The organism is Sphingomonas sp. BT-65 (assembly GCF_026107375.2).
Taxonomy (GTDB): domain Bacteria; phylum Pseudomonadota; class Alphaproteobacteria; order Sphingomonadales; family Sphingomonadaceae; genus Sphingomonas.
Map to the genome: position 1 here is coordinate 1429902 of NZ_JAPCIA010000001.1, position 25808 is coordinate 1455709.

Annotated in this window: 30 protein-coding genes; 20 read left to right on the plus strand and 10 right to left on the minus strand. The window is 68.5% G+C overall.

All coding sequences use genetic code 11. The features are described 5' to 3' along the window. On the minus strand, positions 1-1053 hold the full coding sequence (locus tag OK349_RS06910; protein ID WP_265117079.1) for a serine hydrolase domain-containing protein: 1053 nt from the start codon (positions 1051-1053) through the stop codon (positions 1-3). Positions 1054-1417: 364 nt separating this feature from the next. Between OK349_RS06910 and OK349_RS06915 the strand changes: the two genes are divergently transcribed. After that, positions 1418-2428, plus strand: coding sequence for a cell wall hydrolase (locus tag OK349_RS06915; RefSeq protein WP_265117080.1), 1011 nt, complete (start codon positions 1418-1420; stop codon positions 2426-2428). A 61-nt stretch (positions 2429-2489) separates the two neighbouring features. On the opposite strand, the gene OK349_RS06920 is transcribed toward OK349_RS06915, so the two are convergent. Continuing rightward, the gene (locus OK349_RS06920; protein ID WP_265117081.1) at positions 2490-2816 is read right to left on the minus strand and encodes a hypothetical protein; all 327 of its coding nucleotides are present in this window, start codon (positions 2814-2816) and stop codon (positions 2490-2492) included. 206 nt (positions 2817-3022) lie between these two features. On the opposite strand from OK349_RS06920, the gene OK349_RS06925 reads away from it, so the two are divergent. Continuing rightward, positions 3023-3244 carry a hypothetical protein gene (locus tag OK349_RS06925; RefSeq protein WP_265117082.1) on the plus strand — a complete coding sequence of 74 codons (222 nt, stop codon included), beginning with the start codon at positions 3023-3025 and terminating at the stop codon, positions 3242-3244. A 55-nt stretch (positions 3245-3299) separates the two neighbouring features. Here OK349_RS06925 and OK349_RS06930 read toward each other — a convergent pair whose 3' ends face one another. Beyond that, complete coding sequence (locus OK349_RS06930) at positions 3300-4142, minus strand: class I mannose-6-phosphate isomerase (RefSeq protein WP_265117083.1); 843 nt, start codon at positions 4140-4142, stop codon at positions 3300-3302. Positions 4143-4266: 124 nt separating this feature from the next. Between OK349_RS06930 and OK349_RS06935 the strand changes: the two genes are divergently transcribed. The 3 genes from OK349_RS06935 to OK349_RS06945 all read left to right on the plus strand — a co-directional run bounded on the left by OK349_RS06935 (position 4267) and on the right by OK349_RS06945 (position 8076). Next, positions 4267-5133, plus strand: a complete 867-nt coding sequence (locus tag OK349_RS06935) for an outer membrane protein assembly factor BamD (protein WP_265117084.1) — start codon at positions 4267-4269, stop codon at positions 5131-5133. 199 nt (positions 5134-5332) lie between these two features. After that, positions 5333-6994, plus strand: a complete 1662-nt coding sequence (recN, locus tag OK349_RS06940; RefSeq protein ID WP_265117085.1) for a DNA repair protein RecN — start codon at positions 5333-5335, stop codon at positions 6992-6994. Next, positions 6991-8076, plus strand: a complete 1086-nt coding sequence (locus tag OK349_RS06945) for a M23 family metallopeptidase (protein WP_265117086.1) — start codon at positions 6991-6993, stop codon at positions 8074-8076. Before recN ends, OK349_RS06945 begins: the two co-directional genes overlap by 4 nt. Before the next feature lie 147 nt (positions 8077-8223). Here the strand turns inward: OK349_RS06945 and OK349_RS06950 are convergent, their stop codons facing one another. Further along, positions 8224-8799, minus strand: coding sequence for an SAM-dependent methyltransferase (locus OK349_RS06950; RefSeq protein ID WP_265117087.1), 576 nt, complete (start codon positions 8797-8799; stop codon positions 8224-8226). Next, positions 8796-10112, minus strand: a complete 1317-nt coding sequence (locus OK349_RS06955) for an APC family permease (RefSeq protein ID WP_265117088.1) — start codon at positions 10110-10112, stop codon at positions 8796-8798. Before OK349_RS06955 ends, OK349_RS06950 begins: the two co-directional genes overlap by 4 nt. A 373-nt stretch (positions 10113-10485) precedes the next feature. On the opposite strand from OK349_RS06955, the gene OK349_RS06960 reads away from it, so the two are divergent. From OK349_RS06960 to OK349_RS06990, 7 genes are all read left to right on the plus strand, one after another. Next, complete coding sequence (locus OK349_RS06960; protein ID WP_265117089.1) at positions 10486-12267, plus strand: DUF885 domain-containing protein; 1782 nt, start codon at positions 10486-10488, stop codon at positions 12265-12267. A gap of 211 nt (positions 12268-12478) precedes the next feature. Continuing rightward, a complete protein-coding gene (locus tag OK349_RS06965) occupies positions 12479-13213 on the plus strand; it encodes a hypothetical protein (RefSeq protein ID WP_265117090.1) in 735 nt (244 codons plus the stop codon). 89 nt (positions 13214-13302) lie between these two features. Continuing rightward, the gene (gene crcB / locus OK349_RS06970) at positions 13303-13680 is read left to right on the plus strand and encodes a fluoride efflux transporter CrcB (protein WP_265117091.1); all 378 of its coding nucleotides are present in this window, start codon (positions 13303-13305) and stop codon (positions 13678-13680) included. After that, the gene (locus OK349_RS06975; protein WP_265117092.1) at positions 13677-14807 is read left to right on the plus strand and encodes an RluA family pseudouridine synthase; all 1131 of its coding nucleotides are present in this window, start codon (positions 13677-13679) and stop codon (positions 14805-14807) included. The genes crcB and OK349_RS06975 overlap by 4 nt, the downstream gene beginning before the upstream one ends. A gap of 166 nt (positions 14808-14973) precedes the next feature. Further along, a complete protein-coding gene (locus OK349_RS06980; protein ID WP_265117093.1) occupies positions 14974-15633 on the plus strand; it encodes an HAD-IA family hydrolase in 660 nt (219 codons plus the stop codon). Further along, positions 15630-15851, plus strand: a complete 222-nt coding sequence (locus OK349_RS06985) for a hypothetical protein (protein ID WP_265117094.1) — start codon at positions 15630-15632, stop codon at positions 15849-15851. Before OK349_RS06980 ends, OK349_RS06985 begins: the two co-directional genes overlap by 4 nt. Before the next feature lie 3 nt (positions 15852-15854). Beyond that, positions 15855-16544, plus strand: a complete 690-nt coding sequence (locus OK349_RS06990; protein ID WP_265117095.1) for an ATP12 family chaperone protein — start codon at positions 15855-15857, stop codon at positions 16542-16544. On the opposite strand, the gene OK349_RS06995 is transcribed toward OK349_RS06990, so the two are convergent. The 5 genes from OK349_RS06995 to OK349_RS07015 form a co-directional block, all read right to left on the minus strand. Continuing rightward, complete coding sequence (locus OK349_RS06995; protein ID WP_265117096.1) at positions 16536-17120, minus strand: hypothetical protein; 585 nt, start codon at positions 17118-17120, stop codon at positions 16536-16538. The genes OK349_RS06990 and OK349_RS06995 overlap by 9 nt on opposite strands. A gap of 31 nt (positions 17121-17151) precedes the next feature. Then, the gene (gene gmk, locus OK349_RS07000) at positions 17152-17826 is read right to left on the minus strand and encodes a guanylate kinase (protein WP_265117097.1); all 675 of its coding nucleotides are present in this window, start codon (positions 17824-17826) and stop codon (positions 17152-17154) included. A 181-nt stretch (positions 17827-18007) separates the two neighbouring features. After that, positions 18008-18205 carry a hypothetical protein gene (locus OK349_RS07005; RefSeq protein WP_265117098.1) on the minus strand — a complete coding sequence of 66 codons (198 nt, stop codon included), beginning with the start codon at positions 18203-18205 and terminating at the stop codon, positions 18008-18010. Positions 18206-18234: 29 nt separating this feature from the next. Beyond that, positions 18235-19650 carry a class II fumarate hydratase gene (fumC, locus tag OK349_RS07010; RefSeq protein ID WP_265117099.1) on the minus strand — a complete coding sequence of 472 codons (1416 nt, stop codon included), beginning with the start codon at positions 19648-19650 and terminating at the stop codon, positions 18235-18237. Between the two features lie 39 nt (positions 19651-19689). Beyond that, positions 19690-20172 (minus strand): SspB family protein, encoded by a 483-nt coding sequence (locus OK349_RS07015; RefSeq protein WP_265117100.1) that lies wholly within the window; start codon positions 20170-20172, stop codon positions 19690-19692. 103 nt (positions 20173-20275) lie between these two features. On the opposite strand from OK349_RS07015, the gene hisB reads away from it, so the two are divergent. The 8 genes from hisB to OK349_RS07055 all read left to right on the plus strand — a co-directional run bounded on the left by hisB (position 20276) and on the right by OK349_RS07055 (position 25733). Then, complete coding sequence (gene hisB / locus OK349_RS07020; RefSeq protein WP_265117101.1) at positions 20276-20863, plus strand: imidazoleglycerol-phosphate dehydratase HisB; 588 nt, start codon at positions 20276-20278, stop codon at positions 20861-20863. After that, entirely contained in the window at positions 20860-21462 is a 603-nt protein-coding gene (gene hisH, locus OK349_RS07025) for an imidazole glycerol phosphate synthase subunit HisH (RefSeq protein ID WP_265117102.1), read from the plus strand. The genes hisB and hisH overlap by 4 nt, the downstream gene beginning before the upstream one ends. Next, complete coding sequence (gene hisA, locus OK349_RS07030) at positions 21459-22175, plus strand: 1-(5-phosphoribosyl)-5-[(5-phosphoribosylamino)methylideneamino]imidazole-4-carboxamide isomerase (protein WP_265117103.1); 717 nt, start codon at positions 21459-21461, stop codon at positions 22173-22175. The genes hisH and hisA overlap by 4 nt, the downstream gene beginning before the upstream one ends. 150 nt (positions 22176-22325) lie before the next feature. Next, complete coding sequence (gene hisF / locus OK349_RS07035; protein WP_265117104.1) at positions 22326-23093, plus strand: imidazole glycerol phosphate synthase subunit HisF; 768 nt, start codon at positions 22326-22328, stop codon at positions 23091-23093. Positions 23094-23126: 33 nt separating this feature from the next. After that, positions 23127-23309 (plus strand): hypothetical protein, encoded by a 183-nt coding sequence (locus OK349_RS07040; protein WP_265117105.1) that lies wholly within the window; start codon positions 23127-23129, stop codon positions 23307-23309. Between the two features lie 31 nt (positions 23310-23340). Then, the gene (locus OK349_RS07045) at positions 23341-23664 is read left to right on the plus strand and encodes a phosphoribosyl-ATP diphosphatase (protein WP_265117106.1); all 324 of its coding nucleotides are present in this window, start codon (positions 23341-23343) and stop codon (positions 23662-23664) included. Further along, the gene (locus OK349_RS07050; protein ID WP_265117107.1) at positions 23654-24031 is read left to right on the plus strand and encodes a histidine triad nucleotide-binding protein; all 378 of its coding nucleotides are present in this window, start codon (positions 23654-23656) and stop codon (positions 24029-24031) included. The genes OK349_RS07045 and OK349_RS07050 overlap by 11 nt, the downstream gene beginning before the upstream one ends. 106 nt (positions 24032-24137) lie before the next feature. After that, positions 24138-25733 carry an amino acid permease gene (locus OK349_RS07055; protein ID WP_265117108.1) on the plus strand — a complete coding sequence of 532 codons (1596 nt, stop codon included), beginning with the start codon at positions 24138-24140 and terminating at the stop codon, positions 25731-25733. Positions 25734-25808: the final 75 nt, after the last annotated feature.

A 25808-nucleotide genomic window follows, 5' to 3' on the forward strand; every position in this document is an offset into this window, starting at 1 on the left:
TCAATAGGCCGGCAGTCCGGGATATTCCCATCGATACGGCACGCCCGTCTCGCCCAGCGCGGCGCGGACCAGCGCAGGAAAAGCCCGCTCCGCGCGCACGTCGTTCGACAGGATCAGCACGCACCGCCGCCCGCGCTCCAGGCACACCAGCGTGTTCGCGGTGGTGTCATTGTGCCCCCCCTTGAGCCAGCCCGCGCCCTGCGGCCCGTTGAACGCGATCACGCCAAGGGCAGCGGAAGCGCGCGGGCGCTCCGCGGGAGGCGCATCGGGCAACAGGGTCGGAAACTGCTGCGCCGTCGTGATCGGCAATGTGCCTCTGGCGAACCCCGCCCGCGAACCACGCGACATGCCGTAGCCGCGCACCATCGCCGCCGCCATCGTGGCGAAGTCACGCAACGTCGTATCCATCGAACCCGCCGCGCGCACCCGGCTCCGCTCGTCATGCGGTTCCATTTGCCCCTTTTCATCCCAACCGTCGGCCAGGTTCGATGCGAATGCCGGATTCCACACCAGGCTGGTCCGCGCCATCCCCAGCGGCTTGAAGAATCGTCGCTGCAGCTCGGCCTCGAGGCTGAGGCCCGCGCCGCGTTCGATGCCGAACTGCAGCAGCGTCATTCCCTCGCCCGAATAGCCATATCGTGTGCCTGGATCGAAATGGATACGCAGCCGCCCGTCCGGCTCCAGGAATGCGAAATTGGCGAACCCGGTCGAATGGTTGAGCACCATGCGCGGCGTAATCACCCGCCAGCGCGGATCACCCGCCAGGTCTCCCCAATTGCTATAGCCTTCAACGTTGCCGTAATCAGGCAGCGGGCGCGGTAGCATCGCGGCAATCGGCCGATCCAGATCGAGCCGCTTCTCCGATGCCATCGCAGCTGCGAAATAGCCGACGACCGCCTTGGTCAAGGAGGCGCCGTACATCACCGTGTCCGGCGTCAGCGGATCGCCCTTGGCATTGCGCACGCCGAACGCCTTGAACCACGTGACGCGGCCCCGATCGATCGTGGCGATCGCCAGCCCCTTGGCGCCGGTTTCGCGCATGGCCCGCTGCACCGCAGCCTCCACACGGGCGGGCTGGGCTTGTGCGCTTGCGGCACCGAACGATGAAGCCAGCATTGTTGCGATTACCCATGCCTTGCCCATGTATTGCATCCGTTGCTTCCACACATCCGACGCACGCTCGACCATTCCGTGCCAAGCAGCAAGGAAGATGCTGGACGATCTTGCGGTTCGCGGGCCCGGTACCGAATGCGAGGGCGTCGGCCATCAGCCGGCTCCAAAGCAAATGTCCCTCAAAAATTACATTAACCATCAATCGTTTCACCATGGGACGCCCGCAAATCCGGGGCAGAAAATTCACGCCTTCCACGCTATGCGCGAGTCCTCACGAGGCCATTGCCTCCCACGGGATACGGGCGTGCTGCGGCGATTCACGCAACTACAGCTTCGGGGCATCGCGGCGGCGCTTCTGGTGTCGCTGGTTGGCGCGGGCTTTTCCGCGCATGCCGGCCTGTCCGCGCTAGGCTCGGGCGAAGCGCGCGCCGTCGCCGGCCCCGCACCCACCGGCTACGAGGCCGACGACCATTTCCCCGGCGCCGCTTACTATCACCTCGCCGCCGACGAGACCGCTGCGCCTGCCGCCGGAGTCACCGGCACCGTCGCGCTGCCCGAAGGCCCGGTCCCCGAGAATGCGGTGCTCGACCCCACGCTGCGCCCCGCCGCGCCGTTCCAGCTCCGCGGCACACCGCAGGACAAGGCGCGCGCGCTCGAATGCCTCACCACCGCCATCTATTACGAAGCCGCGAACGAGCCCGATGACGGCCAGCGCGCGGTGGCGCAGGTGATCCTCAATCGCGTTCGCCACCCCACCTTCCCAGCCACCGTGTGCGGGGTGATCTACCAGGGGTCGGAAAAGGCCGGCTGCCAGTTCAGCTATGCCTGCGACGGATCGATGGCGCGCCGTCCCGCGCACGCCGCCTGGCTGCGCGCCGCGCGCGTCGCCGCCTCGGCGCTGGCGGGCGAGGTGTTCGCGCCGGTCGGCATGGCGACGCATTATCACACCTATGCCGTCACCCCGTCGTGGAACAAGTCGCTGGTGATGACCGGCGTGTTCGGCGCCCATTTCTTCCACCGCTGGAAGGGTTATTGGGGCACCGGCGCCGCGTTCAGCCAGGCCTATCACGGCGGCGAGCCCTATCCCGGACCGCATCCGCGCGCCGTGGCGGTTGCAGAGATCGCGTCCGCGGCGAGCGCCGCCACCACGGCGCCGATGCCGCTCGTGCCTGTCCCGGCCGCGAAGCCGCGCACCGAAACCGCCGCCATCCAGCGCGAATATGTCCGGAGCGGCGACGTGCTCCCGCAATATGCGGCGGCGCCCGACTCGCAGGTCCTCGACAAGTGGAAGGACAGCGGCCAGCCGCTTCGCTGAACGCGAAACGGCCCCCGCCCGTCGGGGCGGAGGCCGTCAGTCGTCTTAGTCGCTGGTCAGCTTAGCGGCGATGCTGCCAGTCGCGGCGCTCCCAGCGGATCTTGCGCGCCAGCGCGTCGAAGCGGCGGTCGAGGTCGCGGCGCTCGGCCATATCCAGCCGGCCCCCGCTGCGGCGATAGCGATATTCGAGCTGTGCGATGCCACGGAACTCGGCACGCAGCCGCGCAGCCTCACGGCGGTTGAGCTGGCCCGAGCGCACACCGCGGTCGATCCGCTGGTCGAGTTGCGCTTGGCGCTGGTCGATCCCCCACCAGCCCTGCTGGGCCGAAGCGGCGGGAATGGTGGCCGCGGCGACGACGCCGGCAATCAGAATGGCAATCTTCTTCATGACTTCTCTCCTCACTAAAACCGGACCGCCTCTGCGGTCGAATGCCGTTATCGGTGTGCTGTGTCGCACCAGTTTCACGCAAATCGGGCTTTTGTGTCGCTGAGTGTCGCAGCCGCGAAGGCTTTGTTCAGCTTCGTTGACGCGGCACGTGCATTATATCGATAATACACCTTGCCAGATCGTTCCGGAGGCCCCATCTTCCCGCCATGCTCAACCTGATCTCGATCATCGTCGGCGTCGTCGCCTTTCCGGTGATGCTGCTCGGACTCGTCCCGCTGCTGGGCTGGCTCAACTATCTGGTGATCCCGCTCGCGGTCCTCGGCGCGGCGCTCGGCGCGCTGTCCGATTCGAACACGGGCCGGAACCTAAACCTGGTGGTGCTGCTGGTCGGCTTCGTCCGCCTCTGGCTGGGCGGGTTCATCCTCTGACGTCAGCGCGGCGCGGTCGACCAATGGTCGCGACGCCGCGCACCCCGTTTTCCGCTCACCCCTGAGCGAGCTTTTCCAGGCGCTTGCTGCCGGGATAGGCGAACAGCAGGTCGCTCCCGGCAGCCGCATGGATCCGCGCTTCGCCGGTCACCGTCACGCACTGACCCGCCTGCCATTCCACGCCGTCGACCACGCCCTCGCCGCGAACCGGCACCAGCCAGCCGGTGACGCCCTCGGGCAAGGTCGCCGTCCACGCGCCCCCCGGCCAGCGCTCGAGCACGAATTTCGGCCCCTCGACCAGGATCGTCCGCCCCGGTTCGACCTCGCCCGGCATCGGAGCTGCGACGAACGGCCGCGCGTCGGCGACGGCCACACCGTCCTCCAGATGCAGCTCGCGCGGGCGGCCATAATCATAGAGACGATAGGTCGTCTCGCTATTCTGCTGCACCTCGATCAGCGTGATTCCCGCTCCGATCGCATGGATGGTGCGCGACGGCGCGTAGATGAAGTCGCCCGCTTTGACCGGCTTCCAGTCGAGCAATTGCTCGATCGACCCGTCGCGCGCCGCCTGGCGCAGCGTATCGTCGTCGACCGGTTCGTGCGTGCCGAGCGCGATCGTCGAATCGGGCTCGGCGTCGAGAATCACCCAGCATTCGTCCTTGCCGCGCGGCAATCCCCGCGCGCGCGCCTGGTCGTCGTCGGGATGCACCTGCACCGACAGTTTCTCGCTGGTGAAGAGATATTTGATCAGCAGGTCGGGCGCGCTGTCGCCCGGCGTCTGGAACCAGATCTCGCCCACCGCTTCGCCGTCCGGCGCGGGATCGGCAAAGCCCGGCCACAGCCGGTGCCGGCCCCAGGGTTTCTCCACCCGGTGCGTGGCAAGAAGCGTCGCTGGCATCGGTCCTCCATCCAGGGTTCAGGTTCGCTGCGGCAACGCGCTACAGATGAGCTTCGATCCGAGCCGCGGCAAGCGCCGCCAAAAAACATTTCGCCCGTTCGCATCGCTCGGCTAAGAACCCGCCATGCGTATGCTTTCGATCCGTCCGCTCGCCCTTATTCTCGTCGCAGCCGTAGCGCTTACCGGCTGCAACCGTGGCGGCGGCTCCCGCGCCGACCTGCCCTATGTCGCGCGCGACGTCGGCACGCTCTACACCGCGGCCAAGGACCGGCTCGATCGCGGTGAGTACAAGCTCGCCGCCGCGCTGTTCGACGAGGTGGAGCGCCAGCATCCCTATTCGATCTGGGCGCGCCGGGCGCAGCTGATGGGCGCCTTCGCCTATTATCTCGACCGCAACTACACCCAGTCGATCCAGTCGGCGCAGCGCTTCCTCGCGGTCCACCCCGGCAACCGCGACGCGCCCTATGCCTATTATCTGATCGCGCTCAGCTATTACGAGCAGATCAGCGACGTGACGCGCGACCAGAAGATCACGCAGCAGGCGCTCGACGCGCTGGGCGAGCTCAACCGTCGCTACCCCAACACCCGCTACGCCGCCGACGCGCGGCTCAAGATCGACCTCGTCCGCGACCATCTCGCAGGCAAGGAGATGGAGATCGGCCGCTATTACCAGGTGCGCGGCCAGTGGCTCGCCTCGATCATCCGCTTCCGCGCCGTCGTCGACGACTATCAGACGACCACGCACGCGCCCGAGGCGCTGATGCGCCTGACCGAGAGCTATCTCGCGCTCGGCGTGAAGGACGAGGCGAAGAAGGCCGCGGCCGTGCTCGGCGCCAACTATCCGGGCACGCAATGGTATGAGCGCGCCTATGAGCTGATCGGCAAGCATGGCGAGCCGGTGCCCGTCCCCGCCGCCACCGAGCCCGCGGCCAAGCCCGAGCGCGACGAGACGCCGACTCCGGCGCCCGTGACCGACGACAAGACCAACTGAATTCCCCTCTCCCTTTGGGAGAGGGAGGGGCCCGCTCGGCGGAGCCGAGTGGGAGGGTGAGGGTGATCAAAACGCCTGAAGTTACCTCTCTCCGCCCTCACCCTTCCGCCGCCTTTGGCGGCTCCCTCCCTCTCCCGATGGGAGAGGGATATTCGATACCCCTCTCCCACGGCGGAACAAAAAGGGGTAACAGCGGCCGATGCTGACCGCGCTCAACATCCGCGACGTGGTGCTGATCGAGGCGCTGGACCTCGATTTTCACGCGGGCCTCGGCGTGCTCACCGGCGAAACCGGCGCGGGCAAGTCGATCCTGCTCGATTCGCTCGGATTGGCCTTGGGCATGCGCGCCGACAGCGGGCTGGTGCGCCAGGGCGCGGCGCAGGCGGCGGTCGCCGCCACCTTCGAACCCGCCGACCCTGCGCTGGTCGGTGCGCTGCTCGCCGACAGCGGCCTCGACTATGACCCGAGCGAACCGCTCACCATCCGCCGCATCGTCAAGGCCGATGGCGGCAGCCGCGCCTTCGTCAACGACCAGCCTGCCTCTGCCGGCCTGCTGCGCGAGCTTGGGGCACAGCTCGTCGAGATCCACGGCCAGCACGACGATCGCGGCTTGCTCAACCCCCGCGGCCACCGCGCGCTGCTCGACAGCTTCGGCCGGCTCGACACCGGCGCCGTCGCCGCCGCACACCGCGCCTTCCGCGCCGCCGAGGAGGAGCTCGCCACCGCCCGCGCCGAGCAGGAAACCACCGCACGCGACCGCGAATGGCTTGAGCATGCCGTCGCCGAACTCACCGCGCTCGCCCCCGAGCCGGGCGAGGAGGAGCAACTCGCCGAGCGCCGCGCGTCGATGCAGCGTGGCGAGAAGATCGCCGGCGAGCTCCAGGCAATCGCCGACCTGCTCGACGGCAACGACGGCGCGCTCACCCGCCTGCGCCAGGCCGCGCGCATCCTCGAGCGAATCGCGCAGGACCACCCCGCCCTCACCGAAGCTCTCGCCGCGCTCGACCGCGCGCTGATCGAGGGCGGCGCGACCCAGGACAAGGTCGACGAGGCCGCCGAGGCGCTCGCCTTCGACCCGCAGGCGCTCGAAGCCGACGAAGCGCGCCTGTTCGAGCTGCGCGGCCTCGCGCGCAAGCATCGCGTCCAGCCCGACGACCTCGCCGAGCTGACCGAAACCCTCGCCGCCCGTCTAACCCGGATCGAGGGGGGCGAGGACACGATCCACCGCCTCGAAGCGGCGCTGGCCGAGGCCGAATCCGCCTATACCGCCGCCGCCGAAGCCCTTTCCTCTGCCCGCGCCACCGCCGCCGCCCGCCTCGACGCCGCGGTCGCCGCCGAGCTCGCCCCGCTCAAGCTCGATGCCGCGCGCTTCCGTACCGTGGTCGATCCCCTCCCCCGCGACTCCTGGTCGGCCTCGGGCCGCGACCGCGTCGAGTTCGAGGTCTCGACCAACCCCGGCGCCCCCTTCGCCCCGCTGATCAAGATAGCTTCGGGCGGCGAGCTCTCCCGCTTCATCCTCGCGCTCAAGGTCGCGCTCGCCGAGGAAGGCGGCGCGCGCACGCTGATCTTCGACGAGATCGACCGCGGCGTCGGCGGCGCGGTCGCCAGCGCGATCGGCGAACGCCTCGCCCGCCTCGCGACCGGCGCGCAATTGCTCGTCGTCACCCACAGCCCGCAGGTCGCGGCGCGTGGCGGCCACCACCTGCTCATCGCCAAGAGCCATGACGGCATCGTCACCCGCACCGGCGTGCGCGCGCTCGACGATGGCGCGCGGCGCGAGGAGATCGCGCGCATGCTGTCCGGCGCGACGATCACCGACGAAGCCCGCGCCCAGGCCGAACGGCTGCTCGAGGCGGCGTGATCCGGCCCCTCCTCCCGCTCGCCGCGCTCGCGCTCGTCGCCCCGGCCAGCGCGCAGATGCCCGTCGCGGTCGAGCTCACCCTGGCCAGTCCGCCGGCCCAGGTCATGCGCTCCGATGGCGCCCAGATCGCCTATGAGATCCGCGTCGGCAGCTTCCACCGCCAGCCGCTGCGTCTCACCACGCTCGAGATCCTCGACGGCGACGGCCGCACCCTCGCCCGCTTCGAGGGCCCGAAGCTCGCCGCGCTGATCGGTGGCCAATGGGTCGCCGAGGATGCCGACCGCACCCTCCTCGCGCCCGGCGCGCAGGCGCTGGCCTTCGTCAACCTCCCCGTCGAACGCCCCGTCACCACCGTGCGCCACCGCCTCACCTACACGATCGGCGACCGCCCGCCGGTGACGATCGAGAGCACCCCGCACCCGGTCACCGCCGCGCCGCAGCCATTCGGCCCACCCTTGCGCGGCGGCCCGTGGAGCGCGATCTACGCCCCCCATATGGAGTTTGGCCACCGCCGCTACGTCTATGCCGTCGGCGGCATCCCGCGCATCCCCGGCCGCTTCGCGATCGACTTCTTCCACGCCGACCGCGACCCTAAACAGCCCCTCTACGCCAGCGACCCCGGCTACGGCGCCGAGGTGATCGCTGTCGCCGACGGCACTGTCGTCGCCGCGCGCGACGATTTCGCCGACCCCGTCCAGCGCAACCCCGAGGAACGCGTCGCGCCGGAGAATGCCACCGGCAACTATGTCGCGCTCGACATCGGTGGCGGCCGCATCGTCTTTTACGAACATCTGAAGCAGGGACTGCGGGTCAAGCGCGGCGACCGCGTGCGTCGCGGCCAGCTGCTCGGCCAGGTCGGCGCCACCGGCCAGGTCGGCGGCACGCATCTCCACTTCCACGTCGCCGACACCAATTCGCCGCTCGGCGCGGAGGGGCAGCCCTTCATGCTCGATGCCTGGGAACAGGTCGGCGCCTGGGCCTCGATCGATCAGGCCTTCGCCGGCGCCAAATGGCAGCCCGCCCCGCCGCGCCGCGTCACCGCCGCGATGCCGGCGCCCAACATCGTCGTGCGCTTTCCCTGACTTCCATTCCTCCCCCGGAGGGGAGGGGGACCAGCGAAGCTGGTGGAGGGGTAATTTCCACACGCGAACCGGCTCGTTGGTGGAGAATACCCCTCCGTCAGCGCTTTGCGCTGCCACCTCCCCCTCCGGGGGAGGAGTAATGAAGCGCTACAACCCCTTCGGCTTCTCGCCCTTGGCTGGCACCCGCCAGAAATAGACCATCCGCCCGTTGACGTCGCGCTCCGCCTCGGGCTCCCACTCGCCCATGCGGAAGGCGTGGCTGACGATCCGCGTGCCGGGCTTCAGCTCAGCCAGCAGCTTGGGCCGCAATTTCTCGTTGAGCGTGTCGAGCAGGTACAGCGTGATCACGCTCGCATCGCTGAAATCGCTGGTGAACAGGTCGGCTTGGCGGAAGGTGACCTTGCCCTCCACGCCCTGCGCCTTGGCGTTGGCATTGGCCTCCTTGATTCGCTGCGGGTCGATGTCGATCCCGGTCGCCTTCACCTTGGCGCGCTTGACCGCCGCGATCGGGATGCGCCCGTCGCCCGATCCCAGGTCATAGAGCACGTCGCCGTCCTTGACCTGCGCCATGTCGAGCATCGCATCGACCACCTCGGGCGGGGTGGGCACGAAGATCACGTCGGGCGTTCGGCTTTCCTGGACGGCAACCGGCGTCGAGGCGGGCGGCGCGACCAGCACGCTCCCTCCCAGCACCAGCGCGGCAGTGGTGATGATCAGCTTCATTGCGACATCTCCTCTTCAGGCTTCAGGAACAGCAGCAGGACGGCGCCCGCTCCCAGCACGGCAACCCCGGCGAGCGCGCCCCAGCCGGTATAGGCGAGGCTCGACCACAGCAGATACGCCGTCGTCGCGCAGAACAACGCCGGCAGCACCGGATACAATGGCACCCGGAACGGCCGCTCGACCTGCGGATAACGCCGCCGCAGCACAAATAGTGCCACGCCGACGAGCAACAGGAACAGCCAGAAGACCGGCGCGGTATATTCGACCGCCACGCGGAACCCGTCGCGCGCGAAGCCCCCTGCCACCACCAGCAGCAGCGCGATCGCGCCTTGCGCGACCAGCGCGTTGCCCGGCGTGTCGCGGCTCATGTCCCATCGCCCCAGCCAGCGCAGCGCGCGGAAACGCTGCCCGAGCGCCGCCGCGGTGCGCCCGCCGGTGATCGCGGTCGCGTTGGCGCTGGTCAGCGCCGCCACCGCCACCGCCGCGCTGATCGCCGCCGCGCCGCCTTCGCCCAGCGCACGGCGCATCACTTCCGCCGCGACCGCGTCCGACGCCGCCATCCCCGCCATGCCCAGCGAATTGAGCGTCGCGAGGTTGACCAGCACATAGAGCAGGGTGACCAGCGCCAGTGCCGCGCTCATGATCGCGCCGATCCGCCGCGGTGCGTCCTTCATCTCGGCCGAGACATAGACCGCCTCGCTCCACCCGCCATAGGCGAGCAGTACGAACACCATCATCAGCCCGATCGCGCCGCCCCCGCTCGCCGGCGCCGGCGCCGCGCCCGCTGGCGCCACCATGAAGCCGGCGACGATGATCGCCACCAGCCCCGCCACCTCGACCAGGGTCAGCCAGCGCTGCACCGCCGCGCCCCAGCGGATGCCGAGCCAGTTGACCGCGCTCACCGCCACCACGGAGATCCCCGCCCAGATCGCCGGTCCCGCCGGTCCCAGTGGCGCGATCACCTGGAGATAGTCTCCGACGATGAAGGCGAGCAGCGCCAGCGATCCGGTCTGGATCACCGCCAGCCGCGCCCAGGCGTAGAAAAAGGCCAGCCGCTCGCCATAGGCACGGCCGAGGAAATGATAGTCGCCGCCCATGTGCGGCCACGCCGCGGCGAGCTCGGCATAGCAGAGCGCCCCCACGATCGAGAGCAGCCCGCCCGCGACCCACGCCGCGATCATCGTCGCGCTGTCGGGCGCCACGCCCGCGACCAGCGCCGGGGTGCGGAAGATGCCGGCGCCGACCACGATACCGACGGTCAGCGCGAAGACGTCGAGATTGCCGAGCGTGCGGCGCGGGATGGTGATGTCCATCATCCTCCCCCGCCAGGGGGAGGTGGCAGCCGTAGGCTGACGGAGGGGGCGGATGCCAGAACGATGAGGGTTCGCATCCTCCCCCTCCGTCGCGCTACGCGCGCCACCTCCCCCTGGCGGGGGAGGATTGAATGCGGAACCTCGATACGCCCTTGCACGCGGCTACACTCCCTCGACCTGCGGATGCGGGGACGGCCGTCAGTCAACCGGCCGTGCCCGTTTCGGTTCCGTAACCTGCCCGCATTCGCGGCGGAAGGTTGCAATGTTGGAGTTGGTCTGCTTGCCTCGCCGCCATGCCGAGCCATTCGCTTTTCCGTATGCCCGCCGCGACGCGCGGGCAGCGCGGAGAAGGGGAAATCAGGGGGGACGTAGTGTGAACTTTGACAACTTCCGCGGCCATGGCGCCGCGCGACTCGCTCTGGCGGCCGCCCTGCTGGCAATCGCCGCGCCCGCCGCCGCGAGCCCCTCGGACGATCTGCGCGCGTTGCTCGACGAACATTTCGCCTGGGTGCAGAAGGAGAATCCCGGCTTCGCGCTGTCGATCGGCAATGCCGAGTACGCGACCGAGGTCGGCGACGTCTCCCTCGCCGCCGAGGACCGCCGCGCCGCGACCGAGGCCGCGTTTTTGAGGCGCCTCGACGCCATTCCCGACGCCGGCCTCTCCCCCGCCGAGCGCACCGACAAGGCGATTCTCCACCGTTTGCTCGCCGAGAGCGTCGAATCGAATACGTACGGCCAGCGCACGATGCTGTTCACCAGCTATTCCAACCCATGGCAGGGCGCCGCCGGCCAGGCCGACCGCACCGCCTTCCGCCGCAAGGCCGACTATGCCAACTACCTCACCCGGCTCGAGAAATTCCCGCACACCAATGACGAGTTGATCGCCATCACCGCGCAGGCGGTGAAGGGTGGATACGTCCAGCCCTGCGTCAGCCTCGTCGGGTTCGAGAAGACGATCACCGGTGTGATCCAGGAGGATCCGGCCAAGTCGCGCTTCTACGCGCCCTTCACCCGCCCCAAGCCTGCCGACGCGACCGACGCCGAATGGGCCGCGCTGCAGGACCGCGCCAAGAAGGTCGTCACCGGCTCGATCAACCCGTCCTACGCCAAGGCGGCTTTATTCTACCGCACGGCCTACGAGCCCAAATGCGCCAAGGCAGTCGGCGTCTCGGCCCAGCCCGGCGGCGCCAAATATTACGCCTTCCGCATCCGCCAGTTGACCACCACCGACTATACCGCCGACCAGATCCACAAGATCGGCCTCGCCGAGGTCGCACGCATCCGTGCCGAGATGGAGAAGGTCGCAAAGGACGCCGGCTATGCCACTCGCGAGGCGTTCGTGCAGGAGCTGCGCACCAACCCCAAATACTACGCCAAGACGCCCGAGGAGCTGATGAAGGCCGCCGCCTTCCAGGCCAAGACGATCGACGGCCTGATGCCCGGCTTCTTCTACAAGATGCCGCGTCTGCCTTACGGCCTGAAGCGCATTCCGGCCGAAACCGCCGAGGGCACCACCACCGCCTATTACGGCCCCGGCAACCCGCAACTCGGCCTCGCCGGCAATTATTTCGTCAACACCTCCAAGCTCGACCAGCGCCCGCTCTACGAGCTGCCCGCGCTGACGGCGCACGAGGCGGTGCCCGGCCATCACCACCAGATCGCGCTCCAGCAGGAGATGGAGACGAGCAAGTTCCGCCGCCATCTCGCCAGCTTCACCGCCTTCACCGAGGGCTGGGGCCTCTATTCCGAGCGGATCGGGATCGAGATGGGACTCTACGACACGCCCGAGAAGCAGATGGGCCGCCTGTCTTACGAGATGTGGCGCGCCTGCCGCCTGGTGGTCGATACCGGCATCCATTCGAAGGGCTGGACCAAGGAACAGGCGGTCAAGTTCATGCTCGACAACACCGCGCTGTCCGCCGCCAACATCGATGCCGAGGTAAACCGCTACATCAGCTGGCCGGCCCAGGCGCTCGGCTACAAGCTCGGCGAGATCAAGATCCGCGAGCTGCGCGCCCGCGCGGAGAAGGCGCTGGGCGCAAAATTCGACCTCAAGGGCTTCCACGATGCGGTGCTCGGCCAGGGCGCGGTCCCGCTCGACGTTCTCGACGCGCAGATCAACGACTGGATCGCGGCGGAGAAGGCCAAGAGTTAGGATGGGCAAGCTTGCCCCTTCTTCATCCGTCACCCCGGCCTTGTGCCGGGGTCCACGGTGCCGCACGGCGAAGCCAGAGCCTCTTGTCCGTCGCTCGCCTCCCGGTGGACCCCGGCACGAGGCCGGGGTGACGACCTTTGGTGAGCGGGCATGTCCCCAACGCTTCCTTAACCCTGAACTGGCATCAGCATCTCGAATGGGGAGCTCCACGATGATCCGCCGGGCCAGTGCCACCGTCCTGCTGCCGCTCGCGCTCGCCGCGTGCGGCGGCGGCGCGGGCAACCAGAATGTCGACGCACTCGACAATGAGATCACCGCCAACACCGCCGATCCGGCGCTGATGGGCGCGCTGCAGGACCAGATCATGGTCGACCCGCAGCTCGCCGGCCAGGCCAACAAGGATGCGATCCGCCCCGCCAGCCAGCCCTATTCGGCACCCGTCCCCTCCGAGACCGTCGCCGCCGCCAAGGCCGCGATGCCCAAGGACGGCGAGCTGCTCAAGGCGCCTGCGCCGAGCGGCAAGTGCGAGGCGTGCGACGTGCAGGACCAGGCGATCACGCTCGGCACGCTCGCCGCGAAGCAGAAGGACAAGCGCACCGCCGGCTGCGCGGCGAAACTCAATTATTCGGCGTCCTGGGCCGCGCGCCTGCCAGCCGGCATGCCGCTCCATCCCCAGGCCCGCGTCACCGAAGCGGCGGGTGCGCAGGACGCGCAATGCGCACTTCGGGTAGTAAGCTTCTCGACACCGCAACCGCTGCAGACCATGATCGACTGGTATTACACCCGAGCGGTCAAGGCCGGTTTCTCGGCCGAACATCAGGCGAAGGAGGGGCAGCACGTCCTCGGCGGCACGCGTGGCCGCGATGGCTCTGCCTATGTCGTGATGCTCTCGGCCCGCGCCGACGGCGGCACGGATTTGGATCTCGTCGCCAACGGCGGCAACTGAGTTTCTCCCGGGGACGGCGCGAAAGCGTCGTCCCCACCCGCTTCGGGCCGGGCCTAGTCCCCGCCCCCGATCCGCGCTAACGCGGCGCGATGAATCACCTCCTCCTCGTCATGCTCGGCGGCGCGTTCGGCGCCGGGGCGCGACACCTCACCGGGCGCGCCGCGCTAGCGCTGTGGGGACCGGACTTCCCCTGGGGCACGCTGATCGTGAACCTCGCCGGCGGTCTCGCCATGGGCCTGCTCGCCGGCTGGCTCGCCGCGCGGTCGAGCGGGGACGAGGCGCTGCGCTATCTGCTCGGCGTCGGCGTGCTCGGCGGCTACACTACCTTCTCCGCCTTCTCGCTTGAGACCGCCAACATGCTCCAGCGCGGCGAGTACGGCATCGCGCTCCTCTATATCCTCGCCTCGGTGATCGGCTCGATCGCCGCGCTGTTCGCCGGCCTCCAGCTCGCCCGGGTGGCGGCATGAGCGAGACCAACGTCCGCCAGTTCACCGTCGGTATCGACGATGACGGCATCCGGCTCGATCGCTGGTTCAAGCGGCATCTGCCCGATACCAGCTTCAACGTCGTCTCGCGCTGGGCGCGCACCGGCCAGCTCCGCGTCGACGGCGCGCGCGCCACGCCGGGCGATCGCATCCAGGCGGGGCAGGTGATCCGCGTCCCCCCGGCCGAACCCGTGCAGGCAACGGCCGCAAAGCCCAAAAAGGCCCGCCCCCAGCTCACCCCCGAACAGATCGAGTTCGCCGAATCGATGGTCATCCACCGCGACGCACAGGCGATCGTGCTCAACAAGCCGCCCGGCCTCGCGACGCAGGGCGGCACCAAGACCCACGACCATGTCGACCAGCTGCTCGACGGCCTCTATTTCGACCTCGATACGCGGCCCAAGCTGGTCCACCGCCTCGACAAGGATACGTCGGGCGCGCTCGTCCTCGCCCGCACCGCCCGCGCCGCCGCCTATTTCTCGAAGAGCTTCTCCGGCCGCACCGCGCGGAAGACCTATTGGGCGATCATCGTCGGCGTGCCGAGCATCGAGGACGGCTTCATCGACCTCCCGCTCGGCAAGCAGCCCGGCACCGGCGGCGAGAAGATGCAGGTCGATGAGAGAGAGGGCCAGCCCGCGCGCACCCGCTATCGCGTGATCGACCGCGCCGGCAACCGCGCCGCCTGGGTCGAGCTCCAGCCGCACACCGGTCGCACGCACCAGCTGCGCGTGCATATGGCGGCGATCGGCCACCCGATCGTCGGCGACGGCAAATATGGCCTGGCCGACGCGTTCCTCTCGGGCAGCATCTCCCGGAAAATGCACCTCCATGCCCGCCGCATCCGCATCGATCACCCGGACGGCGGCAAGCTCGACGTCACCGCCGACCTGCCCACCCATTTCGCCGAAACGCTCGCCAGCCTCGGCTTCGACATCGAGCGCGGCGACAACATGCCGCCCGACGAGAAGGCGCCGCTGACCCGCGAGCAGGAGAAGTCGCGCGCCAGGGCCCATGCCAAGACCGTGCGCAAGGAACGCCGCGGCGAGCGGCGCGGGCGGGGGGACAAGGCCGACAAGCCCGCAAAACCCGGGAAGCCAAAGAAGAAATGAGCTGGCCCTTCCTAATTCCTCCCCCTCCGGGGGAGGTGGCATCGCGCAGCGATGACGGAGGGGTCGCCGCGGAACGCGGCGGTGAACCGCCGCACCCCTCCACCACCGCCTACGGCGGCGGCCCCCCTCCCCTGAGCAAGCTCAGGGGAGGAATTGGCTTCGTACCTTGAACCGCCTCGCCGTATTCGACTGCGACGGCACGCTCGTCGATTCGCAGGCCAATATCTGCCGCGCGATGGAGGCGTGCTTCGCCACCCACCGGCTCGACCCGCCCGGCCGCGATTCGATCCGCCGCATCGTCGGCCTCAGCCTCGTCCCGGCGATCGCCGCCCTGCTGCCCGATGCCGAGGCGCGCCAGCACGAGCTGATGGCCGAGGATTACAAGCGCGCCTTCCACGCGATGCGCACCGACCGCGCGCTCGATCCCGAGCCGCTGTTCGACGGCGTGGCGGAGGCGATCGCGGCGCTCGATGATGCCGGCTGGGTGCTCGGCGTCGCGACCGGCAAGTCCGACCGCGGCCTCGCGCTGATCCTCGAGCATCACGGTCTCGCCCATCGCTTCGTCACGCTCCAGACCGCCGACCGCCACCCCTCCAAGCCGCACCCGTCGATGCTCGAAGCCGCGATCGCCGAAGCCGGCGCCGCGCCGGAAACCACTGCGATGATCGGCGACACCAGCTTCGACATCGCGATGGCGATCAATGCCGGCACGCATGCGGTCGGGGTTGCGTGGGGCTATCACGAGGCGCATGAATTGACGGCAGCCGGCGCGCATCGCGTCTCCACCGACGCTCGCGAGCTTCCGGTCCTGCTGGAGGCGTTATGACCGAGGATCCCGCCCGCAACCGCTATTTCACGATGGTGTTCGTCGAGATGCTGGCGGTCGCCGGCGCGGTGTTCGGCCTGGTGATCATGGCCAAGACGGACACGATGTGGCTGCGCATCCTCGGCGCCGCGATCCTGCTCTCGGGCCTCTACTGCATCGCCGTGGTTCCCCGCGCGATGGCGCGCCGTTGGCGCACCCCGCCCACGCCGGACCAGTAATTCATGAAGCGTTTCTGGAAGGACGCCGCCGCCATCCCCGCGGCGAGGGGGCACGACATCCATCTCGACGGCAAGCCCGTCCGAACACCCGGCCGCGTGCCGCTCACTTTGCCCACCCCGGCCCTCGCGGAAGCGGTGGCCGAGGAATGGCGCGCGGTCGGCGAGACGATCGATCCGCGCGCGATGCCGCTCACCGGCCTCGCCAATGCCGCGATCGATCGCATCGCGCCCGATCCCGCCGCCTTCGCCGCCGGCCTCGCCAAGTACGGCGAGAGCGACCTGCTCTGCTATCGCGCCGATCATCCGCTCGAGCTGCTGCTGCGCCAGCAGGCCGCCTGGGACCCGCTGCTCGACTGGGCGCGCGCCCGCTACGGCGTCGACCCGGTGACCACCACCGGCGTGATGCACCGCCCGCAATCGCCAGAGACGATCGGCAGGCTCGCCGACGTGGTCGCCACCCGCTCGCCCTTCGAGCTCGCCGCGCTCTCGCCGCTGATCACCATCACCGGCTCGCTGATCGCCGCGCTGGCACTGCTCGAAGGCTTTGCCGCACCCGACGACATCTGGTCCGCCGCCAATCTCGACGAGGACTGGCAGGCCGAGCATTGGGGCGAGGACGATCTCGCCCACAAGGCACGCGCCGCACGCCGCGCCGATTTCGACGCGGGCGCGCGGTTTCTGTCGTTACTCTGATGGCGCTTCCGGCGGCACCGTCGCCGCGACCACCGGCTTGGGCAACAGCCACGCGATCACCGCGCCTGCCGCCAGCCACCCGGCGATCCCGCTGATCCACAGATAGACGAAATAGCCCCAGGGCGCGTGGTTGAAGATCGGCTGGCCGAGTTGGCTGTAGGTGGTGATCGCGACCGCGAACAGCCCGACGATCGTCAGCCGCCCGCCGAAGCTCATCCCCGCCGTCACCCGCGCCAGCGCGAACGCCAGCAGCAGCGCGCAGACGATACCCAGGATCAGACCGCCGATCAGCGCGCTCGTGTCCAGCACGGCGAACCCGCTATTGTTGAACAGCACCATCGCCACCGGACCGTGCCCATAGAGCTGCGTCCCTGTCGGCGTGTCGGGCCACGGGATCGGATAGGCGCCACTTCCGGTTGCTGCCAGCTGCTGCGCGAGCGTGGCCTGGATCGTCGCGCTCGCCGCGTCGCTGGCCTGACTGAGCGCGAGATATTTGAGCGGCGTGCCCCAGAAGATGAATCCGACGATCCACATGGCGATCCCGCCCAGCAGGCCGCCCAGAACAGCTCTCGGCATTTCAGGTCTCCCCTAGTTCAGGGGAGGGAAGCTAGCGCGTCGCGAGCCCCATGGCGATGGCTTCTTCCTGCCGCTCGCGGATGAAGCCGATCAGCCCCGGCTTGCGCGAACGCTTCTCGCGCTCGGCCTGCAGGATGGTGTGCACCTTCTCGAAGCATGTATGGAGGTCGTCGTTGACCACGACATAGTCATAACCGTCCCAGTGGCTGAGCTCGCGCTCCGCCCGCTTCATGCGGTACTGGATGACCTCTTCGCTGTCGGTATTGCGGTCGCGCAGCCGCTTCTCGAGCTCGGTGAGCGAGGGCGGCACGATGAACACGCGCACCACGTCCCCGCCCTCGAGCTGGAACAGCTGCTGCGCGCCCTGCCAGTCGACGTCGAACAGCACGTCCTGCCCCTCGCCCAGCATCTTCTTCACCGGCGCACGCGGCGTGCCGTAGCGATAGTTGAAGACGTGCGCCCATTCGAGGAATTCGTGGCGCGCGGCCATTTCCTTGAAGGTCTCGGTGCTCACGAAATGATATTCGCGCCCGTCCTGCTCGCCCTCGCGGATCGGGCGGGTAGTCGCGGAGATGGACACGCCCATGCCGGGCTCCGCCTCGAGCAGCTTGCGCGCGATGGTCGACTTGCCCGCGCCGGAGGGCGAGGAGAGCACGAACAGCACCCCCCTGCGGTCGAATTCGAACTTGGATTCGCGATGCGCCATGCCCGCCATTGGCGCGGGCACGCCTTGTCCGTCAAGCGGCGGCGTTGCGGGGTCAGCAAAGCTGACCCGGCTGCGGTGCCGGCCCGCTCCCCCACCCAGCCACCCAACGCCAGTGTATTCTATGGGTGGCCGGGTGGGGGAGCGGGCCGGCACCGCGATTCAGCGCAGCTGAATCCGAACTCTAGCCCCGGCGCGACGCCTTGCGCCGGTCATAGACCTTCTTGGCGACATAGGCGCCGCCCAGCGCCAGCCCGATCGGCCCCAGCCGCCGCAGCGCGCTCGCCGCAACCCAGCCGATCGCCGCGCCCTTCACGCCACCACTGCCGTCGCGCCGATCGATATCGCGCCCGACGAGCGCACCGATAACCTTGCCGATCATCCTGATTCCTTTAGCCTTTGTTCGGCCTATCAACCCCGCGGCGCTGGCGGGGTTCCCACCATCGTCTCGGGCCGCACCACGCGGTCGAACGTCGCCTCGTCGACCAGCCCGAGCTTGAGCCCGGCCTCGCGCAACGTGAGCCCCTCGGCATGGGCGACCTTCGCGATCTTCGCGGCATTGTCGTAGCCGATCTCGGGCGCGAGCGCGGTGACCAGCATCAGCGAGCGTTCGACCAGCTCGGCGATGCGCGCCTCGTTCGCCTCGATTCCCTCGACGCAGCGTTCGGCGAAGCTGTCCATCCCCACCGCGAGCAGATGGATCGAGCGCAGCACCGCCGCGCCGATCAGCGGCTTGAACACGTTGAGCTCGAGATGCCCCTGCATGCCCCCCACGGTGACCGCGGCATGGTTGCCGATCACCTGCCCGGCGACCATCGTCAGCATCTCGCACTGGGTTGGATTGACCTTGCCCGGCATGATCGAGCTGCCCGGCTCGTTGGCCGGCAGCTCCAGCTCGCCGAGGCCCGAGCGCGGCCCCGACCCTAGCAGGCGAATATCATTGGCGATCTTGGTCAGCGCCACCGCCAAGGTGTTGAGCGCGCCCGAATAATGCACCAGCGGGTCGTTCGAGCCGAGCGCTTCGAAGCCGTTCTCGGCCGGCGTGAAGCCCATGCTCGTGATCTCGTTCAGCGCCGCGCAGAAGGCGCCGGCGAACCCTTCGGGCGCATTGAGCCCGGTTCCCACGGCCGTGCTGCCCTGCGCCAGCCGCATCAGGCCCTTGGCCGCCTCCTCGATCCGCCGGTGACAGGCATAAAGCTGATAGGCGTAGCCCGAGAATTCCTGCCCAAGCGTGAGCGGCGTCGCATCCTGCAAATGCGTGCGGCCGATCTTGACGATCCCCATCCACGCATCCGACTTGGCGCCGAGCGCGGCGTGGAGCCGGCGCAGCGCCGGAAACAGCCGCCAGGCGCCGGCGATGACCACGGCGATGTGCAGCGCGGTCGGGAAACTGTCGTTGGACGACTGGCTCATATTGACGTGGTCGTTGGGATGCACCGGCGACTTGCCGCCGCGCGTGCCGGTCAGCATCTCGTTGGCGCGGCCCGCGATCACCTCGTTGACGTTCATGTTGCTCTGGGTGCCGCTGCCGGTCTGCCAGATCACCAGCGGGAACTGGTCGTCATGCTTGCCCTCGGCGACCTCCTCCGCCGCCGCCTCGATCGCGTCGGCGAGTTTCCCGTCGAGCCCGTGCGCGCGGTTCACCCGCGCCGCGGCCTGCTTCACCAGCGCGAGCGCGTAGATGATCTCGATCGGCATGCGCTCGCGCGCGCCGAACGGGAAATTCTCGATGCTGCGTTGCGTCTGCGCGCCCCAATAGGCATCCGCCGGCACCTCGATCGCGCCGATCGAGTCGGTTTCGGTGCGGGTCATGCTTTTCTCCGTCATCCCAGCGGAAGCTGGGATCTCTGGCGGCAAGCGCAACCCTTATTTTTTGCGCTTGAAGTCCACCGCCACGACGTTCGACCCGTCCTCGACCGGCGTCACCGCGGGGCCGTCATTCTCGGCCTCCTCGTGCGGCTCGGGGCCGTCGGGGTCCTCGGCCGCCTGGAAGCGCAGCTCGAAATTCACCGCGGGATCATGGAATCCGGTGATCGCCGCGAACGGGATCACCAGCGTCGAGGGGATCTGGTTGAAGCTCAACCCGACCGAGAAGCGCTCCTCGTCCACCTTCAGGTCCCAGAAACGGTGCTGCAGGACGATCGTCATCTCGTCCGGGAAGCGCTCGATCAGCCGGTCGGGGATGTCCACGCCGGGCGCACGCGTCTTGAAGGTGATGTAGAAATGATGCGCCCCGGGCAGCGCACCGGTGGCCGCGACCTGGTCGAGCACGCGGCCGACCACGGCGCGCAGAGCCTCCTGCACGATCTCGTCATAGGGAATCAGGCTGTCGGGCACGCTACCACTCATGTGCCCATTGCCTACAGGCCTTGGCGCACTGGTCAAGATGAAGTGGGGCCCGGCATAGCTGCGCCATCATTGCATGCCTCTGTGACAGCGCTATGGAGCAGCCATGCGTACCGCGACGATCAGCCGCAAGACCAGCGAGACCTCGGTCGACGTGACGGTCAATCTCGACGGCACCGGCAGCTATGCGATCTCGACCGGGATCGGCTTCTTCGATCACATGCTCGAGCAGCTCTCGCGCCACTCGCTGATCGATCTCGACGTCAAGACCGTCGGCGATCTCCATATCGACCAGCACCATACGGTCGAGGACACCGGCCTCGCGATCGGCGCTGCGATCGCCGAAGCACTGGGCGACAAGTGCGGTATCCGCCGCTACGCCGACGCGCTCTCGCCGATGGACGAGACGCTGACCCGCGTCGCGATCGATATCTCGGGCCGCCCCTTCCTCGTGTGGAAGACCGAATTCAGCCAGAAGCGGCTCGGCGAGATGGACACCGAGATGTTCGAGCATTGGTTCCACAGCTTCGCGCAGACCGCGGGCGTGACGCTGCACATCGAGACGCTCTACGGCCAGAACAACCACCATATCGCCGAGGCCGCATTCAAGGGCCTTGCCCGTGCGCTGCGTCAGGCGGTGGAGATCGACCCGCGCAAGGCCGACGCGATCCCCTCGACCAAGGGGACGCTGTGACCTCGGTCGCGCTGATCGATTACGGCGCGGGCAACCTCCATTCGGTCCACAATGCGCTCAAGGCCGCCGGCGCGGCCAACGTCGCGATCACGGCTGATCCGGACGTGGTGGCGAAGGCGGATCGCATCGTCCTGCCCGGCGTCGGCGCGTTCGGCGCCTGCGCGGCGGGGTTGCGCGCGATTCCCGGCATGGTCGAGGCGCTCGACCAGCGCGTGCTGCGCGATGCGATCCCGTTCCTCGGCGTCTGCGTCGGGATGCAGCTGCTCGCGAAGACGGGCGAGGAACTCGGCACGCATCAGGGTCTGGGCTGGCTCGACGGCACTGTCCGCGAGCTGCCGGCCAACAACGTGCGCGTCCCCCATATGGGCTGGAACGACGTCATTCCCGTCGCGCCGCACCCGCTGATCGAGCCGGGCGAGGCCTATTTCCTCCACAGCTTCGCCTATGATGGCGAGGCGGTGCTCGCGACCACCGAGCATGGCGGTCCGGTCACCGCCGCGATCGGCCGCGACAATTTCGCCGGGGTGCAGTTCCACCCCGAAAAGAGCCAGCTTTACGGCCTTGCGCTCCTCGAACGCTTCCTGAGGTGGCGCCCATGATCGTCTTTCCCGCCATCGACTTGAAAGCCGGTCAGGTCGTCCGTCTCGCCGAGGGCGATATGACCCGCGCCACCGTCTATGGCGAGAACCCCGCCGCCCAGGCGGCCGCCTTCGCGAAGGCGGGCGCGACGCACCTCCACGTCGTCGACCTCGACGGCGCCTTCGCGGGCGAATCGATCAATGGTGTCGCCGTCGCGGCGATTATCGATCGCTTCCCGGGCAAGGTGCAGCTCGGCGGCGGCATTCGAAACCGTGCCTCGGTCGAGCGCTGGCTCGAGATCGGGGTGAGCCGCGTCGTGATCGGCACCGCCGCGCTCGACGACCCGGATTTCGTGCGCGAAGCAGCCGCCGCGCACCCGGGCCGGATCGTCGTCGCGGTCGACGCGCGCGACGGCTTCGTCGCGACCAAGGGCTGGGCCGACGTCTCCACCGTCCCGGTCGCCGAGCTCGGCCACCGCTTCGAGGATGCCGGAGTCGCCGCCCTGCTGTTCACCGATGTCGGCCGCGACGGGCTGCTCAAGGGCTGCAATGTCGAGGCGACCGTCGCCCTCGCCGCCGAGGTCTCGATCCCCGTGATCGCCAGCGGCGGCGTTGCGGACATTTCCGATATCCACGCGCTCGTGGGCAAGCCCGGCATCGAAGGCGTCATCACCGGCCGCGCGCTCTACGACGGGCGGCTGGACTTGGCGGAAGCGCTGAGGGCGGCAGCGTGAGCGGCAATTTCCAAATCCTCCCCGGCACGGGGAGGGGGACCGCGCCCGCAGGGCGTGGTGGAGGGGGCCCGAGGCAAGCGAGTCGGGTGGGGAAGGCCCCCTCCGTCAGCGCTGCGCGCTGCCACCTCCCCGTGCCGGGGAGGATTTAGTTTGACCGTCCGCGCGCGCGTCATCCCCTGCCTCGACGTCGCCAATGGCCGCGTCGTCAAGGGTGTGAACTTCGTCAACCTGCGCGACGCCGGCGATCCGGTCGAGCAGGCGCGCGCCTATGACGCCGCCGGCGCGGACGAGCTCTGCTTCCTCGACATCACCGCCAGCCACGAGGCGCGCGGCACGATCATCGACGTGGTCCGCCGCACCGCCGAAGTTTGCTTCATGCCGGTCACCGTCGGCGGCGGGGTGCGCACCGCCGAAGACGCGCGCGCGCTGCTCCTCGCCGGGGCGGACAAGGTCGCGGTCAACTCCGCCGCCGTCACCCGGCCCGAGGTCGTCAGCGAAATCGCCGAGCGCTTCGGCAGCCAGTGCGTCGTCGCCTCGGTCGACGCCCGCCAGGTCGCGCCGGGCCGCTGGGAAGTCTTCACCCATGGCGGCCGCAAGCCCACCGGGATCGACGCCGTCGAGCACGCGCTCAACCTCGCCAAACTGGGCGCAGGCGAACTCCTCCTCACCTCGATGGACCGCGACGGCACGCGCGACGGCTATGACCTCGAGCTGATCCGCACGATCGCCGATCAGGTGACCGTCCCCGTCGTCGCCTCGGGCGGGGTCGGCAATCTCGATCACCTCGTCGCCGGCATCCGCGACGGCCATGCCAGCGCCGTGCTCGCCGCCTCGATCTTCCATTTCGGCGAAGCGAGCATCGCCGACGCCCATGCCGCCCTCGCCGCCGCTGGAATCCCGGTCCGCAGCCACGGTTAACGCTTTCGCAGCCGGACCGGCATAAACCGGCCCATGATGCTCCGCGCTCTCCTCCCCCTGCTCGCCGCCGCGCCCGCGCTCGCCGCGCACAGTGGCGAGGTGACGCACCGCTCGATGCCCGAACTGTCCGATCTCGCGCTCGCCGCCATGGCCGCGGGCGGCATCTGGCTCGCTCAGCGCGCGATGCGCCGCCGGAAGCGCAAACCCAAGGATTGACACCAAAGCGGTGTGGCGCGACTGCGCGGATATGGCCGCCGACATCCTCGACACGCTCGAAGCCGTGATCCGCGAGCGCCGCGCCGCCGATCCATCCACCTCCTATGTCGCGAAGCTGACCGCCAAGGGCCGCGCCAAGATCGCGCAGAAGCTCGGCGAGGAAGCGGTCGAGGCTGCGATCGCCGCGGTGCAGGACGATCGCGAAGGCCTGACCGGCGAGGCGGCGGACCTGCTTTTCCACCTGCTCGTCCTGCTCGCCGACATGGGGCTCAGCCTCGACGACGTCCGCGCCGAGCTCGCCCGCCGCGAAGGCGTTTCCGGAATCGACGAAAAGGGCAGCAGACATGCCGATTGACGCCACCAAGCCCTATGACGACCAGAACATCTTCGCGAAGATTCTGCGCGACGAAATCCCCTCGAAGCGAGTCTACGAGGACGACTATGCCGTCGCCTTCCACGACATCAATCCGCTGGCGCCGACCCATCTGCTGGTGATCCCGCGCGGCCCCTATGTCTCGTGGGACGATTTCTCCGCCAACGCGTCGGATGCCGAGATCGCGGGCTTCGTCCGCGCTGTCGGAATCGTCGCGCGCGCGGCCGGCGCGGTCGAGAGCGGCTACCGTCTGCTCGCCAATGTCGGCGTCAATTCGGGACAGGAGGTGCCGCATCTCCATGTCCATATCTTCGCCGGCAAGCCGCTGGGTCCAATGCTGGCGCGATAGACCGTGCACTTGGGGGATTGCGCGCCTCTGATTTGCGTTTAGGCTCCCGGGCTTTCGTATCCGCGGTGATGGCAACGGCCACACCGCCTTGGGGGATAAGAGCCACATGATTTTTGGGCGCGTTAAGCCACTCGACGCCATTCTGGCGACCGCAGAGAAGAAATCGCTCCACCGGTCGCTCGGCGCCTTCCAGCTCACCATGCTGGGCGTCGGCGCCATCATCGGTACCGGCATCTTCGTGCTGACCGCGGAAGCGGCGCAAAAGGCCGGTCCGGGGATGCTGCTCAGCTTCGTCATTGCCGGGTTCGTCTGCGCAGTGGCGGCGCTTTGCTATTCCGAAATGGCGTCGATGGTGCCGGTCTCGGGCTCTGCCTACACCTATAGCTATGCGGTGACGGGCGAGCTGATGGCCTGGCTGGTCGGCTGGGCGCTGGTGCTCGAATATGCCGTCGCGGCAGGCGCCGTATCGGTCGGCTGGTCCGGCTATTTCGTCGGACTACTTCGAGAATATCTCGGGATCGCGCTGCCGTCCGAGATCGTCAACGCCAATGCGCTGATCGCGCATATCCAGCTCGCCTTCGGCGCGGCGCCCAGCGCCGAGCTTTCGACCGCGATCGCGGTGGGCGGCTATATCAACCTCCCCGCCTGCCTGATCGCGCTGCTGGTCACCTGGCTGCTGGTGATCGGCACCAAGGAGAGCGCCTTCGTCAATTCGATCCTGGTGGTGATCAAGATCACCGCGCTCACCGTGTTCGTGGTGCTGGCGCTGCCGGTTCTCCAGACCGACAAGTTCATCCCCTTCGCGCCGCTCGGCTTCGCCGGCATCTCCGCCGCCGCGGCTTCGATCTTCTTCGCCTATGTCGGCTTCGACGCGGTCTCGACCGCCGCCGAGGAGACCAAGAACCCGCAGCGCAACATGCCCATCGGCCTGATCGGCAGCCTTGCCATCTGCACCGTCTTCTACATCCTGGTCGCCTCGGGCGTCATCGGGACGGTGGGCGCGCAGCCGCTGATGGACGCAACCGGCAAGGGCATCGAGCCGGGCAACGCGACCGCGATGGCCGCTGCCTGCGCCGATGTCGGCAACCAGGCGGTGGTCTGCTCGAAGGAAGCTTTGGCCTGGACGATGCGCCAGATCGGCTGGGTCCAGATCGGCAATCTGATCGGCCTTGCCGCGGGCCTCGCTCTGCCCTCGGTCATCCTGATGATGATGTTCGGCCAGACCCGCATCTTCTTCGTGATGAGCCGCGACGGCCTGCTGCCCGAGGTGCTGAGCAAGGTCCATCCCAAGTACAACACCCCGCACGTCGTCACGATCATCACCGGCATCTTCGTCGCGCTGTTCGCGGCGCTGTTCCCGGTGGGCGCGCTGGCCGACATCTCGAACTCCGGCACGCTATTCGCGTTTGCGATGGTGGCGATCGCGGTGATGGTGCTGCGCAAGACCGATCCGAACCGCGTGCGTCCGTTCCGCACCCCGGCCGTGATGATCGTCGCACCCGTTGCGATCCTCGGCTGCCTCTACCTGTTCTTCAGCCTGTCGGCCTACACGCTGACGCTGTTCGCAGGCTGGGCGGCGGTCGGCCTGCTCGTCTACTTCCTCTACAGCCGTCACCACAGCCATGTCGGCCGCGGTATCGTCGAGGTGCATGAGCCGGAGGCATATGAGGATCTCGACCCGCCGGTTCCGGGCACCCGCTGACCGCCGCGCCGTCCAAAAATAAAAGGGGCCGGGAGATCGCTCTCCCGGCCCCTTTGTTCTTGTCCGCTTCGGCGA

What these genes read in the sequence shown, in the direction of transcription:
- OK349_RS06920 (WP_265117081.1), bottom strand. Translation starts at nt 2,816, where the DNA reads ATGAAGAAGATTGCCATTCTGATTGCCGGCGTCGTCGCCGCGGCCACC.
- OK349_RS06925 (WP_265117082.1), top strand. Translation starts at nt 3,023, where the DNA reads ATGCTCAACCTGATCTCGATCATCGTCGGCGTCGTCGCCTTTCCGGTG.
- OK349_RS06930 (WP_265117083.1), bottom strand. Translation starts at nt 4,142, where the DNA reads ATGCCAGCGACGCTTCTTGCCACGCACCGGGTGGAGAAACCCTGGGGC.
- OK349_RS06935 (WP_265117084.1), top strand. Translation starts at nt 4,267, where the DNA reads ATGCGTATGCTTTCGATCCGTCCGCTCGCCCTTATTCTCGTCGCAGCC.
- recN (WP_265117085.1), top strand. Translation starts at nt 5,333, where the DNA reads ATGCTGACCGCGCTCAACATCCGCGACGTGGTGCTGATCGAGGCGCTG.
- OK349_RS06950 (WP_265117087.1), bottom strand. Translation starts at nt 8,799, where the DNA reads ATGAAGCTGATCATCACCACTGCCGCGCTGGTGCTGGGAGGGAGCGTG.
- OK349_RS06955 (WP_265117088.1), bottom strand. Translation starts at nt 10,112, where the DNA reads ATGGACATCACCATCCCGCGCCGCACGCTCGGCAATCTCGACGTCTTC.
- OK349_RS06965 (WP_265117090.1), top strand. Translation starts at nt 12,479, where the DNA reads ATGATCCGCCGGGCCAGTGCCACCGTCCTGCTGCCGCTCGCGCTCGCC.
- crcB (WP_265117091.1), top strand. Translation starts at nt 13,303, where the DNA reads ATGAATCACCTCCTCCTCGTCATGCTCGGCGGCGCGTTCGGCGCCGGG.
- OK349_RS06975 (WP_265117092.1), top strand. Translation starts at nt 13,677, where the DNA reads ATGAGCGAGACCAACGTCCGCCAGTTCACCGTCGGTATCGACGATGAC.
- OK349_RS06985 (WP_265117094.1), top strand. Translation starts at nt 15,630, where the DNA reads ATGACCGAGGATCCCGCCCGCAACCGCTATTTCACGATGGTGTTCGTC.
- OK349_RS06990 (WP_265117095.1), top strand. Translation starts at nt 15,855, where the DNA reads ATGAAGCGTTTCTGGAAGGACGCCGCCGCCATCCCCGCGGCGAGGGGG.
- OK349_RS06995 (WP_265117096.1), bottom strand. Translation starts at nt 17,120, where the DNA reads ATGCCGAGAGCTGTTCTGGGCGGCCTGCTGGGCGGGATCGCCATGTGG.
- gmk (WP_265117097.1), bottom strand. Translation starts at nt 17,826, where the DNA reads ATGGCGCATCGCGAATCCAAGTTCGAATTCGACCGCAGGGGGGTGCTG.
- OK349_RS07005 (WP_265117098.1), bottom strand. Translation starts at nt 18,205, where the DNA reads ATGATCGGCAAGGTTATCGGTGCGCTCGTCGGGCGCGATATCGATCGG.
- fumC (WP_265117099.1), bottom strand. Translation starts at nt 19,650, where the DNA reads ATGACGGAGAAAAGCATGACCCGCACCGAAACCGACTCGATCGGCGCG.
- OK349_RS07015 (WP_265117100.1), bottom strand. Translation starts at nt 20,172, where the DNA reads ATGAGTGGTAGCGTGCCCGACAGCCTGATTCCCTATGACGAGATCGTG.
- hisB (WP_265117101.1), top strand. Translation starts at nt 20,276, where the DNA reads ATGCGTACCGCGACGATCAGCCGCAAGACCAGCGAGACCTCGGTCGAC.
- hisA (WP_265117103.1), top strand. Translation starts at nt 21,459, where the DNA reads ATGATCGTCTTTCCCGCCATCGACTTGAAAGCCGGTCAGGTCGTCCGT.
- OK349_RS07040 (WP_265117105.1), top strand. Translation starts at nt 23,127, where the DNA reads ATGATGCTCCGCGCTCTCCTCCCCCTGCTCGCCGCCGCGCCCGCGCTC.
- OK349_RS07045 (WP_265117106.1), top strand. Translation starts at nt 23,341, where the DNA reads ATGGCCGCCGACATCCTCGACACGCTCGAAGCCGTGATCCGCGAGCGC.
- OK349_RS07050 (WP_265117107.1), top strand. Translation starts at nt 23,654, where the DNA reads ATGCCGATTGACGCCACCAAGCCCTATGACGACCAGAACATCTTCGCG.
- OK349_RS07055 (WP_265117108.1), top strand. Translation starts at nt 24,138, where the DNA reads ATGATTTTTGGGCGCGTTAAGCCACTCGACGCCATTCTGGCGACCGCA.